The organism is Nocardioides furvisabuli (assembly GCF_021083185.1).
Lineage (GTDB): Bacteria > Actinomycetota > Actinomycetes > Propionibacteriales > Nocardioidaceae > Nocardioides > Nocardioides furvisabuli.
In genome coordinates this window covers 134,919-146,867 of the sequence record NZ_JAIGQB010000010.1, presented here as the reverse complement: position 1 = coordinate 146,867, position 11,949 = coordinate 134,919, and the positions used below count along the sequence as shown (strand labels likewise).

Genomic DNA, 11,949 nt, shown 5'->3' with positions numbered 1-11,949 from the left:
CTACGTCGGCAACGGCCGACGCCCTGGCCCCCGCCCCAAGACCGCTGAAGTGTCACCGAAGTCCTGAGACATGAACTGTCACCGATGTCCTGATACAGAACTGTCACCCATGTCCTGAGACATCACATCCTGGCCGGGTGAGCCCGACCCCCGCATCGAACACGTGTTCGATATGATGGACGCATGTTCCCATCCCCGCAGCCCCGCCAGCGGCCCACGCCGCCGGAGGGCCACCGCGGGGTCGCGCCACCGGGCTGGCCGCGGCAGGTGCGCCCACCGGACGCGCCCGACTGGGAGGCGACGGCGGCCAGCTGGCTGCTCGACCTGTGCCCGCCGGACTACCGCCGGTTCCCCGGGCTGCGGCACCACGTCGTCGTCCTGGCGCGCTTCGCGGTGATCCACGTCGAGGCGCAACAGGTCGCCACCCGGCGTGGGCTGAGCGAGATCCGCGGCGACCTCAAGGACGTGGCCGACGAAGCCGTCGTGCTCGCGGCCGTGCAGACCTTCCAGCTCGAGGACGCCCGGCTCCAGTGCGTACGCCGTGAGGTCGGCCTGGTCGAGGAGGCGCTGCGCGGGCGTCGCTACCGGGTGCGGATGTGAGTGCTGGCTAGGGTCGCACGATGCATCGCTTCGGGGCCGTGGCCGTCGTCGACCCACGCGGTCGCCTGCTGGTGCAGGAGCGCGGCACCGACGCGCTCCACGAGCCGGGCCGGTGGGGCTACCTCGGCGGCGACCTCGAGGCGGGAGAGGACTTCCGCGATGCCGCAGTGCGCGAGCTCCACGAGGAAACCGGGCTGGTCGTCACCCCCGAGCGTCTCGACTCCCTCGGCGTGCGGCGCTTCCGCAGCGAGAGGTGCGGCGGCGACGACGAGTTCGAGCTGTTCGCCGTCCGGATGGCCGTCGGTGACGACGACGTGGCGTGCGGCGAGGGTCGGCGGGTGGTGTTCGTCGATCCCGACGACCTCGCGGGCCGTCCGGTCCACCGCGCGCTCGAGCTCACGCTCGACGCGGTCCTGGCGTGGCGGAGGACAGCGGTGCGCATCGACTTCGTCCAGGTCGTCCTGGTCGACCCGCGCGGTCGGGTGCTGATGCAGGAGCGCGACGAGCACGCCCCGGTGTGGCCGGACATGTGGTGCTTCCCCGGCGGCGGGCTCGACGAGGGCGAGGAGCCCGTCGACGGCGCCGTCCGTGAGCTGGCCGAGGAGACGGGGGTCGTGCTTACCCCCGAGGACCTCACCGACCTGGGCCGCTTCGAGCTGGTCACCGAGGACCGCGGCACCTTCTGGTTCCACGCCTTCGTCGCCCGTACGACGCTCAGCGACCGAGACGTGGAGTGCCACGAAGGCCGGCAGATGGTCTTCGTCGACGCCGACCCGCTGCCCGACGTGCACCTCGTCCCGTCGACGGCCATCGTCGCGCCGGTGCTGGCGGCCTGGGTCAGGGCGCACCCCTTCGTCCCGGCTGCGGACCAGCACCGCTTCGCCGGGGTGATCCTGGTCGACCGGCGCGGCTGGATCCTGCTCCAGGAGCGTGACGAGCACCCGCGCATCGACCCGGAGAAGTGGGGGCTGGCCGGAGGCCACCTCGACCCGGGCGAGGACTTCGAGCCGGCCGCGTTCCGCGAGCTGGAGGAGGAGACAGGCGTACGCCTCGGGCCCGGTTCGCTCCAGCTCCTCGGCGAGTTCGTCGTCGACCACCGCGAGGCCTACGGCACCTGGGACCGGATGCAGGTCTTCGTCGCGGCCACCGACCTCACCGACACCGACATCGACTGCCGCGAGGGGCGGCAGATCGTCTTCGTCGACCCCGAGGTCGCGCGCGGGCTCGACCTCACGTCCGCCGCGGCCGACATCGTGCCGGCCTTCCTCGACAGCGCTCTCTACGCCACGATGGCGCCATGACCCCGCAGCCGGCGCTCACCGTCCACCCCGTGCCTTCGATGGGTGCCGAGGACGTGGTCGTCGCGCCCGACGGCACCGTCTGGACCGGCACTGAGGACGGGGCGATCTGGGCGCTCGACCCCGCGACCGGCGGCGTACGCCGCGTGGCGGACACCGGAGGACGCCCGCTGGGCCTCGAGCTCCTGGGCGACGACCACCTGCTCGTCTGCGACGCCGAGCGCGGCGTGCTCCGCGTCTCGCGGTCGACCGGAGAGGTGGAGGTGCTCCTCGACCGGGTCGACGGCAGACCGATGAGGTTCTGCAACAACGCGGCCGTGGCGAGCGACGGCACCGTCTGGTTCAGCGACTCCTCGCTGCACTACGGCGTCGGGCAGTGGAAGGACGACTTCGTCCAGGACACCGCCACCGGCCGCCTCCTGCGGCTCGACACCGACGGCGCGCTCACCGTGGTGCTCGACGGCCTGCGGTTCGCCAACGGTGTGGCCCTGGCAGCCGACGAGTCCTTCGTCGCGGTCGCCGAGTGCCGCGGGCGCACCGTCGTGCGCCTGTGGCTGGCCGGCCCGCGTGCGGGGGAGCGCGACCACCTCGTCACGGACCTGCCGGGCTATCCCGACAACATCAGCCGTGGCAGCGACGGCCTGATCTGGGTGGCCGTGGCCAGCCCGGTCGACCCGCTCGTGGAGCGCCTCGGCTCGGCGCCGATGCTGCTGCGCAGGGCGGTCACGCGGATCCCCGAGGCGCTCCAGCCGAAGCCGAAGCAGACCATCCGGGTCCAGGCCTACGACGTCGTCGGCCGGCTCGTTCACGACCTCGACCTCCAGCCACCGGCCAGCGGGCCCGGCTACCACATGGTGACCGGGGTGCGCGAGCACGCCGGGAAGGTGTGGGTGGGGAGCCTGCACGAGCCGTCGGTGGCGGTCCTCGACCTGCCATGAAATAGACTCAGGCCCCATGGCACTCCTCGACTCGATCGGCTCCCCGCGCGACCTCCGTGGACTCTCGTCGGAGCAGCTCGACGAGCTCGCCGCCGAGATCCGCGACGTGATGATCCGCACGGTCGCGACCAACTCCGGACACCTCGGACCGAACCTCGGCGTGGTCGAGCTGACGCTCGCCATCCACCGCGTCTTCGACTCACCGCGCGACCGCGTCGTCTTCGACACCGGCCACCAGTCCTATGTCCACAAGCTCGTCACCGGTCGCTACGCCGACTTCTCCACGCTCCGCAAGGAGGGCGGTGTCAGTGGCTACCCGAGCCAGGCCGAGTCCGAGCACGACATCGTGGAGAACTCCCACGCCTCCACCTCGCTGTCCTACGCCGACGGCCTCGCCAAGGCGTACGCCATCCGCGGCGACGACCGCCACGTGGTCGCCGTCATCGGTGACGGCGCCCTGACCGGCGGCATGGCGTGGGAGGCGCTCAACAACATCGCCATCGCCCGGTCGAGCCGCCTCGTGATCGTGGTCAACGACAACGAGCGCTCCTACACCCCGACCATCGGCGGTCTCGCGACCGCGCTCACGTCGCTGCGCACGAACCCGCGCTACGAGCAGGTCCTCGACCTGGTCAAGAAGCGCCTCAACCAGGTGCCCGGTGTCGGTCACGCGGCCTACGACGCGCTCCACGCGGTCAAGAAGGGCATGAAAGACGCCCTCGCACCGCAGGGCCTCTTCGAGGACCTCGGGCTGAAGTACGTCGGGCCGGTCGACGGCCACGACCGCGCGGCGATGGAGCACGCCCTCGCCCAGGCCAAGCGCTTCGGCGGTCCGGTCATCGTGCACGCGCTGACCCGCAAGGGCCAGGGCTACGACCCCGCACTGCGCCACGAGGCCGACCAGTTCCACGCCCCCGGGCCCTTCGACGTCCAGACGGGCGCGGAGAAGCCCAAGGGCAAGATCTGGACCGACCACTTCTCCGAGGCGGTCGTCGAGCTCGGCGAGCGCCGTGACGACGTCGTGGCCCTCACGGCCGCGATGATGCACCCGGTCGGGCTGGACGCCTTCGCCCGGAAGTTCCCCGAGCGCACCTTCGACGTCGGCATCGCCGAGCAGCACGCCGTCACCTCCGCCGCCGGGCTCGCCATGGGCGGGCTACACCCGGTGTTCGCGGTCTACGCGACCTTCCTCAACCGGGCCTTCGACCAGGTCCTGATGGACGTCGCGCTGCACAGGTGCGGCGTGACCTTCGTGCTCGACCGGTCCGGGGTCACCGGCGACGACGGCGCCAGCCACAACGGCATGTGGGACATGTCGATCCTCCAGGTCGTGCCAGGCCTGCGCCTGGCCGCGCCGCGCGACGTCACCCGTCTCCGCGAGCTGCTCGACGAGGCGGTGGAGGTCGACGACGCTCCGACGGTGCTCCGCTTCCCGAAGGGTCCGCCGCCGGCGGACGTGCCCGCCATCGACCGCGCCGGCGGCGCCGACGTGCTGGTGCGTGAGGGCGAGCAGGACGTGCTGATCGTGGCTGTCGGGTCGATGGCCACCACGGCCGTCGAGGTCGCGTCACGCCTGTCGGCCCAGGGCATCGGCGTGACCGTGGTCGACCCACGCTGGGTCAAGCCGGTCGACCCCGCGATCATCGAGCTTGCCCGTGAGCACCGCCTCGTGGTCAGCGTCGAGGACAACGGCCGCGTCGGCGGCTGCGGCGCGGTGCTGCTCCAGACCCTGAACGACGCCGGCGTGCGCACGCCCTTCCGGCTCCACGGCATCCCGCAGGAGTTCCTCGACCACGCCAAGCGCGACGCGATCCTCGCCCGCATCGGCCTCGACGCGCAGACGATCGCGCGTCACGTCGTCGAGGACGTCATGGCGCTCGACCAGGGACTCACGCTGGTCGAGGTCGAGAACCCCGCCTGACCCGTCCGCCCCGGCGAGGCGGCATACGCCGTCAGAGGTCGCGCTTGACCTGCCCCGGCTCCTCGCCGGTGTAGCGGTTGATGTTCCAGATCGCGAGCGCCAGGCCTCCCCAGAGGATGAGCATCGCGACCAGCATCATGATGATGGCCGAGGTGGACATCAGTTGCTCCTCTCGTCCTGCTGGGCCTGGATCTCGGGGTCGCCCAGGAAGGTGTCGTCGCGCCAGGAGAGCCTGGCGGCCAGGAACCCGATCAGGACCACGGCCACCGCCAGGCCCCAACCGAGGGTGTTGAGCATCCAGGTGGGGTAGTCCCCGTACGGCGTCCGCAGGTTGTCGATGAGCTCGTTGACCAAGATGAAGGTGAGGGCCGCGGGGGCGACGACCCCGATCAGCAGCTCCCACCAGCGCCCGACCCGCACGGAGCCGTCGCGATTGAGGTGCTCGCGCAGGAGGCCGGTCTTCTTGAACGCCCATGACAGCGCCAACATGCTCACCACCGCGACCAGCAGGATCCCGAAGCGGTTGATGAAGTGGTCGACGATGTCGAGGACGTAGACGCCGGTGGTGGTGCCGAGCAGCGTGATGCTGATGAGCGCGGCAGGGACGCCCACGGCCATCGACGCACCGACGCGCGACATCTCGAACTTGTCACGCACGGCCGAGATGACCACCTCGATCACGCTGACCAGCGAGGTCACCCCCGCCACGACGAGCGAGCCGAAGAAGAGCACCCCGATCAGCGCGCCCGCCGGCGCCTCGCTGATGATCGCGGGGAACGCGATGAAGGCCAGGCCGAGGCCCTCGGTCGCCACCTCGTCGACCGGCACCCCGGCTGCCGTGGCCATGAAGCCCAGCGCCGCGAAGACGCCGATGCCGGCGAGCAGCTCGAAGCCGGAGTTGGCGAAGCCGACGACCAGGCCCGATCCGGTCATGTCGCTGCGGCGACCGACGTAGGAGGCGTAGGTGATCATGATGCCGAAGCCGACCGACAGCGAGAAGAAGATCTGCCCGTAGGCCGCGATCCACACGCTGGTCTCGCCCAGGGCGCCCCAGTTGGGCGTGAAGAGCGCGTCGAGGCCGGCGGAGGCGCCGTCGAGGGTCAGGGCGACCACCACGAGCGCGATGAAGGCGACGAAGAGCACGGGGATGAACACCGCCGATGCGGCGCCGATGCCCTTCTGGACGCCGAGCGCCATGATCGCGAGCACGGCCACCCAGACGAGCACCAGCGGGATGGTCACGCCGCTGACGAAGTCGAGCCCGATGCCCGGGTCGCCGGCCTGCAGGTAGGTGCCGAACAGGAAGCCCTCGGGGTCGTCGCCCCAGGCCTTGTCGAAGGAGAACAACGCGTAGCGCGCCGCCCACGCGATGACGGCGGCGTAGTAGACCGCGATCACGAAGCAGATCCCCACCTGCCACCAGCCCAGCCCCTCGGCGGCCCGGTGGGCCCGGCGGAAGGCCAGCGGGGCGGAGCCGCGGTAGCGGTGGCCGAGGCCGTAGTCGAGCAGCAGGAAGGGCAGGCCCGCGGTCAGCAGCGCGACGAGGTAGGGGATGAGGAACGCGCCGCCACCGTTCTCGTAGGCGACGTAGGGGAAGCGCCAGATGTTGCCGAGACCGACGGCGGACCCGATGGCGGCGAGGATGAAGACCTTGCGCGAGCTGAACGCCCCGCGGTGCTCCTCGGAGTGCTCGACAACCTGGCTCATGCTGCCTCCTGGCGGACGACGACGGCGGAGGGGCCAGCATGTCAGAGAAGTGCCGGGGTCCGCGTCGTGCCCCGCGTGGCCCGGGGTGGCCGAGCGTGCGGAACGCCCCGCCGAGCGGTGAGTGAGGCATGTTCCGGACGTCCAGAACATGCCTCACTCACCGCCCAGCCGGGCGTACGCCGGGCGGCGGTGAGTGAGACAGGTTCTGCAGGCTGAGAACCTGCGTCACTCACCGCTCGGGGCGGATCAGTGGAACCGCTTGCCGGTCGCCTTCTCCGAGATGCCCGACACGTCGAGCATGAAGGTCAGCCCGCCGTTCCAGAAGGAGAACCCGGCGCCGGTGATCATGGCCAGGTCGATGTCCTGCGGCGCGGCCACGACACCCTCGTCGAGCATCAGGCGAGCCTCCTCGGCAAGGCCGGCCAGCGTCTTCTCGCGGACCTCCTCGGCGGTGAGGACCACCGGCGAGGCCGGCTCCTCGAGCATGGCCTCGACCTCGGGGTCGAGGTTGCCGTCGGGGCCGTAGTAGGCAGGCTTGCGCGCCTCGACGATCCGCTCGAGCGCGGGGGAGACGTAGAAGCGGTCGGGGAACGCGCCCTTCAGCGTCTCGTTGTTGTGCAGCGCGATGGCCGGGCCGACCAGCGACAGCAGCACGAACGGCGGCATCGGCGCGATGCCGGCGAAGGCGTTGTCGGCCACGGAGACCGGGGTGCCCTCGTCGACGATGCGGCCGACCTCGCTCATGAAGCGCCCCAGGAGGCGGTTCACGATGAAGGACGGGCTGTCCTTGACCAGGATCGAGGTCTTCTTCAACGCCTTGCCGGTGGCGAACGCCGTGGCGAGCGTCGCGTCGTCGGTGGCGTCGCCCTTGACGATCTCCAGCAGGGGCATCACCGCGACGGGGTTGAAGAAGTGGAAGCCGACGACCCGCTCGGGGTGCTCGAGGTCGGCGGCCATCTCGGTGATGGACAGCGAGGAGGTGTTGGTGGCCAGCACGCACTCGGCGCTGACGACCTTCTCGACGTCGGCGAAGACGGTCTTCTTGACCGACATCTCCTCGAAGACGGCCTCGATGACGAAGTCGGCGTCACCGAAGGCGACCTGCTTGTCGGTCTCGCCGGACACCAGCGCCTTGTGGCGGTTGGCCTTGTCCTGGTTGATCCGGCCCTTGGCGAGCAGCTTGTCGATCTCGGCGTGGACGTAGGCCACGCCCTTGTCGGCACGCTCCTGGTCCAGGTCGGTCAGCACGACCGGCACCTCGAGGCGGCGTACGAAGAGCAGCGCGAGCTGGCTGGCCATCAGGCCCGCGCCCACGATGCCGACCTTCGTCACCGGGCGGGCCAGCGACCTGTCCGGTGCACCGGCAGGACGCTTCGCGCGCTTCTGCACCAGGTCGAACGAGTACAACGAGGCCAGCAGCTCGGCCGTCTGCGACATCGCCTCGAGGGCGTCGTCCTCGGCCGCGAAGCCGGCGTCGCGGTCGGAGTCGCGCGCAGCGGCGATCAGCTCGACCGCCTTCGCGGCGGCCGGGGACGCACCACCGGTCTTGGCGGCGACGATGCCCTCGGCGCGCTTGATCGCGGCGTCCCAGGCCTCGCCGCGGTCGACCTCGGGACGCTCCACGACGGTCTCTCCGCGCAGCACCGAGGCCGCCCAGAGCAGTGACTGCTCGAGGAAGTCGGCTCCGCCGAACACGGCGTCGGCGAGGCCGAAGTCGTAGGCCGCCTGCCCACCGAGCGTCTTGCCCTGGTTGAGCGGGTTCTCGAGGATCAGCGTGACGGCCTTGTCGGCACCGACGAGGTTCGGCACGAGCCACGCGCCGCCCCAGCCGGGAACGAGGCCGAGCATGACCTCGGGCAGGCCGAGGGCGGGGGCGGAGTCCATGACGGTGCGATAGGTGCAGTGCAGCGCCACCTCGAGGCCGCCGCCGAGGGCGAGGCCGTTGACGAGGCCGAACGACGGCTTGCCGCCCTCGCCGAGCTTGCGGAAGACCGCGTGCCCGAGCTCGGCCACGGTGCGTACGGCGTCGGGGCCGCCGCCCTGGATCGAGGTGAGGTCGGCGCCAGCGGCGAGGATGAACGGCTTGCCGGTCACCGCGATCGCGTCGATGGCCTCGTCGGCGAGCGCCGCGTCGATCGCCTCGTCGAGGGCCAGCAGCGAGGCCGGGCCGAACGTGTTGGGCTTGGTGTGGTCCTCGCCGTTGTCGAGGGTGATCAGGCCGATGGTCGCGCCGGGGAGCGAGACCGTGCGCAGGTGTGCCTGCGTCACGCGCTCGGCGTCGGACACGATCGCCTTCGCGCGCTCGAAGATGCTGGAGTCGGGGGTGGTGCTCACTTGCTGTCTCCCTCGTTCGTCGAGCCCTGCCAGTGCGGGTTCTCCCAGATGACGGTGCCGCCCATGCCGATGCCGATGCACATGGTGGTGAGGCCGTAGCGGACCTCGGGGCGCTCCTCGAACTGGCGCGCGAGCTGGTTCATCAGGCGTACGCCGGACGACGCGAGCGGGTGGCCCATCGCGATCGCGCCACCGTAGGGGTTCACCCGGGCGTCGTCGTCGGCGATGCCGAAGTGCTCGAGGAAGGCCAGCACCTGCACGGCGAAGGCCTCGTTGACCTCGAAGGCCTCGATGTCGTCGATGGTGAGACCGGCCAGCTTGAGCGCCTTCTCGGTCGCAGGGATCGGGCCGGCACCCATCACCTCGGGCTCGACGCCCACGAAGGAGTAGGTCACCAGGCGCATCTTGACCGGGAGGCCGAGCTCGCGCGCGGTCTCCTCGTCGGCGAGCAGCGCCGCGGTGGCGCCGTCGTTGATGCCGGCCGCGTTGCCCGCGGTGACGTTGCCGTGCGAGCGGAACGGCGTCTTGAGCCCGGCGAGGGACTCGATCGTCGTCCCCGGGCGCATCGGCTCGTCGGTGGTCGCCAGGCCCCAGCCGGCCTCGGCCGAGCGGGTCGCGACGGGCACGAGGTCGGGCTGGATCTTGCCGGCGTCGTAGGCGGCCTGCGTCTTCTGCTGGCTGCGGACGGCGTACTCGTCGACGCGCTGCTTGGTGATCGTGGGGTAGCGGTCGTGGAGGTTCTCCGCGGTCTTGCCCATCACGAGCGCGTCGGGGTTGACGATCCGCTCGGACAGGATGCGCGGGTTGGGGTCGACACCCTCACCCATGGGGTGGCGGCCCATGTGCTCGACGCCGCCGGCGATGGCGACGTCGTAGGCACCGAAGGCGATGCCGGACGCGGTGTTGGTCACCGCGGTCATCGCACCGGCGCACATGCGGTCGATGGAGTAGCCGGGGACGCTCTGGGGCAGTCCGGCGAGGAGGGCGGCGGTGCGGCCGATGGTCAGGCCCTGGTCGCCGATCTGGGTGGTGGCGGCGACCGCGACCTCGTCGACCCGCTCGGGCGGGAGTGAGGGGTTGCGGCGCATCAGCTCACGGATGCACTTGATGACGAGGTCGTCGGCCCGCGTCTCGGCGTACTGGCCCTTGGCCTTGCCGAACGGGGTGCGTACGCCGTCGACGAAGACGACCTCACGCTGTGGACGGGACACTGGCTACTCCCAGGTGGAGGGGGACAGGGCGCTGTCAGGTTACCCCTGAGTAACAATGCCTGCCCACCGGGGCGGGTGTGTGTCGGGTCACTGACCCGTTGTCACTAGGCTTCCCCCATGGTCGAACGACTCGTGCACATCGTCGACGACGCCGAGGTGTCGGGTGAGGACCTGACCATGGTCTGCGTCCTCACCGGGTTCCTCGACGCCGGGAAGTCGGCCGAGCTCGCCGCACGCCACCTGACGGGGCTCTCCGACGGCAAGGTCGTGGCGACCTTCGACGTCGACTCGCTCCACGACTACCGGGCCCGGCGACCGCCCGTGTCGTTCGTCCGGGACCACTACACCGACTACGAGGCGCCTCGCCTGGTGGTGCGCGCGCTGCGTGACACCGGCGGCACCTCCTTCCTGCTGCTCACCGGGCCCGAGCCCGACATCAGGTGGGAGGCCTTCGCTCGCGCCGTGCGCGAGGTCGTCGACCACTTCGGGGTGTCCCGCGTGGTGACCCTGGGCGCGGTGCCGATGGCGGTGCCGCACACCCGCCCGATCGCGATCACGCCGCACGCCAACCGTCCCGACCTGGTGCCCGGCGAGAGCCCGTGGCAGGGCGAGCTCCGGGTCCCGGCGAGCGCGCAGGCGCTGCTCGAGATCCGGCTGGGGGAGTGGGGGCTCGACGCGCTCGGCTTCGTGGCACACATCCCCCACTACCTTGCGCAGATGGAGTACCCCCAGGCCGCGCTGGTGCTGCTGGAGCACGTCGAGATCGGCGGTCGGCTGACGGTCGACCTCAGCGACCTGCGCGAGGCCGCTGAGATCACCGAGACGGAGGTCGACCGCTACCTCTCCACCCACGACGAGGTCGGCGACGTCGTACGCGGCCTGGAGCAGCAGTACGACTCCTTCCGCGAGGCCGAGGCCGCCGGCACGTCCCTGCTGGCCGGCGACGAGCCGCTGCCGACGGGCGAGGAGATCGGGCGCGACTTCGAGGCGTTCCTCGCCGAGCTCGACGACCGTCCCAAGGACGACGGCGACGGACCTGCTGCCGGCTGGGAGGACCGCTGATGGCCGGCAGTGCCGAGGAGCTCGTCACGCTCCTGGAGCTCGAGCAGCTCGAGGTCGACCTCTTCCGGGGTGCCCAGGCGCGCACCGAGCGCCAGCGCGTCTTCGGCGGACAGGTCGCGGCGCAGGCCGTGGTCGCGGCGACCCGCAGCGTCGAGGGCGAGTTCGTGCTGCACTCGCTCCACTCCTACTTCCTGCGCCCCGGCGACACGACCGTGCCGATCGTCTACGACGTCGAACGGATCCGCGACGGGCGCTCCTTCGCCACGCGCCGGGTCTCCGCGCGCCAGCACGGCCGCCCGATCTACTACATGACGGCCAACTTCCAGATCCCCGAGCCCGGACTCGAGCACCAGGACCGGATGCCCGAGGTCGTGGGTCCCGACGAGGGGATGCCGCTGGTCGAGCTGGCGCGCCAGCGCGGCGACGAGGCGGCGGCGCACTGGGAGCGCGAGTGGTCGGCGCTCGACATCCGCCACGTCGGCATCACCGGCCACGGGATCCCCGACGACCCCGAGGCGCCGGCGCGGGCGCGCCTCTGGATCAAGGTCGACGGGGCGCTCTGCGGCGACCCGACCACCCAGACGGCTGCGTTCACCTACGCCAGCGACCTGACGCTGCTGGGCGCGGCGCTGGTCCCGCACGGCATCCACATCGCCTCGCCCCGCCTCCAGCCGGCCTCGCTCGACCACACGATCTGGTTCCACAAGCCGTTCCGGGCCGACGAGTGGTGGCTCTACGACCAGTTCTCACCGTTCGCCGGCGGCGCGCGCGGCCTGGCGCTCGCGCGGGTCTTCTCGCAGTCCGGGGAGCTGGTGGCGACGGTGGCCCAGGAGGGCCTCATCCGCCTCCGCGACGACCGCTGACCGCGACCGCCACGC

General features: G+C 71.2%; 10 protein-coding genes. 6 read left to right on the top strand and 4 right to left on the bottom strand.

Features of this window, described 5'->3' with window-relative positions; all coding sequences use genetic code 11:
* The first annotated feature begins 183 nt into the window (after positions 1 to 183).
* From K4G59_RS17500 to dxs, 4 genes are read left to right on the top strand one after another with little or no spacing between them, the layout of a single operon-like run.
* Positions 184 to 600, top strand: coding sequence for a hypothetical protein (locus tag K4G59_RS17500; RefSeq protein WP_231252340.1), 417 nt, complete (start codon positions 184 to 186; stop codon positions 598 to 600).
* A gap of 20 nt (positions 601 to 620) precedes the next feature.
* Positions 621 to 1,901, top strand: a complete 1,281-nt coding sequence (locus K4G59_RS17495) for an NUDIX domain-containing protein (RefSeq protein ID WP_231252339.1) — start codon at positions 621 to 623, stop codon at positions 1,899 to 1,901.
* Positions 1,898 to 2,836, top strand: a complete 939-nt coding sequence (locus tag K4G59_RS17490; RefSeq protein WP_231252338.1) for an SMP-30/gluconolactonase/LRE family protein — start codon at positions 1,898 to 1,900, stop codon at positions 2,834 to 2,836. The genes K4G59_RS17495 and K4G59_RS17490 overlap by 4 nt, the downstream gene beginning before the upstream one ends.
* A gap of 16 nt (positions 2,837 to 2,852) precedes the next feature.
* A complete protein-coding gene (dxs, locus tag K4G59_RS17485; RefSeq protein WP_231252337.1) occupies positions 2,853 to 4,757 on the top strand; it encodes a 1-deoxy-D-xylulose-5-phosphate synthase in 1,905 nt (634 codons plus the stop codon).
* Between the two features lie 31 nt (positions 4,758 to 4,788).
* Here the strand turns inward: dxs and K4G59_RS17480 are convergent, their stop codons facing one another.
* From K4G59_RS17480 to K4G59_RS17465, 4 genes are all read right to left on the bottom strand, one after another.
* Positions 4,789 to 4,917, bottom strand: coding sequence for a methionine/alanine import family NSS transporter small subunit (locus K4G59_RS17480; protein WP_231252336.1), 129 nt, complete (start codon positions 4,915 to 4,917; stop codon positions 4,789 to 4,791).
* Positions 4,917 to 6,464: a sodium-dependent transporter gene (locus tag K4G59_RS17475; protein ID WP_308189427.1), complete on the bottom strand. Its 1,548-nt coding sequence runs from the start codon at positions 6,462 to 6,464 to the stop codon at positions 4,917 to 4,919. Before K4G59_RS17475 ends, K4G59_RS17480 begins: the two co-directional genes overlap by 1 nt.
* Positions 6,465 to 6,710: 246 nt before the next feature.
* The gene (locus K4G59_RS17470) at positions 6,711 to 8,798 is read right to left on the bottom strand and encodes a 3-hydroxyacyl-CoA dehydrogenase NAD-binding domain-containing protein (protein ID WP_231252335.1); all 2,088 of its coding nucleotides are present in this window, start codon (positions 8,796 to 8,798) and stop codon (positions 6,711 to 6,713) included.
* Entirely contained in the window at positions 8,795 to 10,009 is a 1,215-nt protein-coding gene (locus K4G59_RS17465) for a thiolase family protein (RefSeq protein WP_231252334.1), read from the bottom strand. Before K4G59_RS17465 ends, K4G59_RS17470 begins: the two co-directional genes overlap by 4 nt.
* A 117-nt stretch (positions 10,010 to 10,126) precedes the next feature.
* On the opposite strand from K4G59_RS17465, the gene K4G59_RS17460 reads away from it, so the two are divergent.
* The gene (locus tag K4G59_RS17460) at positions 10,127 to 11,071 is read left to right on the top strand and encodes a PAC2 family protein (RefSeq protein WP_231252333.1); all 945 of its coding nucleotides are present in this window, start codon (positions 10,127 to 10,129) and stop codon (positions 11,069 to 11,071) included.
* Positions 11,071 to 11,934: an acyl-CoA thioesterase gene (locus K4G59_RS17455; RefSeq protein ID WP_231252332.1), complete on the top strand. Its 864-nt coding sequence runs from the start codon at positions 11,071 to 11,073 to the stop codon at positions 11,932 to 11,934. Before K4G59_RS17460 ends, K4G59_RS17455 begins: the two co-directional genes overlap by 1 nt.
* Positions 11,935 to 11,949 lie beyond the last annotated feature (15 nt).

What these genes read in the sequence shown, in the direction of transcription:
- K4G59_RS17460 (WP_231252333.1), top strand. Translation starts at nt 10,127, where the DNA reads ATGGTCGAACGACTCGTGCACATCGTCGACGACGCCGAGGTGTCGGGT.
- K4G59_RS17490 (WP_231252338.1), top strand. Translation starts at nt 1,898, where the DNA reads ATGACCCCGCAGCCGGCGCTCACCGTCCACCCCGTGCCTTCGATGGGT.
- K4G59_RS17475 (WP_308189427.1), bottom strand. Translation starts at nt 6,464, where the DNA reads ATGAGCCAGGTTGTCGAGCACTCCGAGGAGCACCGCGGGGCGTTCAGC.
- K4G59_RS17480 (WP_231252336.1), bottom strand. Translation starts at nt 4,917, where the DNA reads ATGTCCACCTCGGCCATCATCATGATGCTGGTCGCGATGCTCATCCTC.
- K4G59_RS17495 (WP_231252339.1), top strand. Translation starts at nt 621, where the DNA reads ATGCATCGCTTCGGGGCCGTGGCCGTCGTCGACCCACGCGGTCGCCTG.
- dxs (WP_231252337.1), top strand. Translation starts at nt 2,853, where the DNA reads ATGGCACTCCTCGACTCGATCGGCTCCCCGCGCGACCTCCGTGGACTC.
- K4G59_RS17500 (WP_231252340.1), top strand. Translation starts at nt 184, where the DNA reads ATGTTCCCATCCCCGCAGCCCCGCCAGCGGCCCACGCCGCCGGAGGGC.
- K4G59_RS17455 (WP_231252332.1), top strand. Translation starts at nt 11,071, where the DNA reads ATGGCCGGCAGTGCCGAGGAGCTCGTCACGCTCCTGGAGCTCGAGCAG.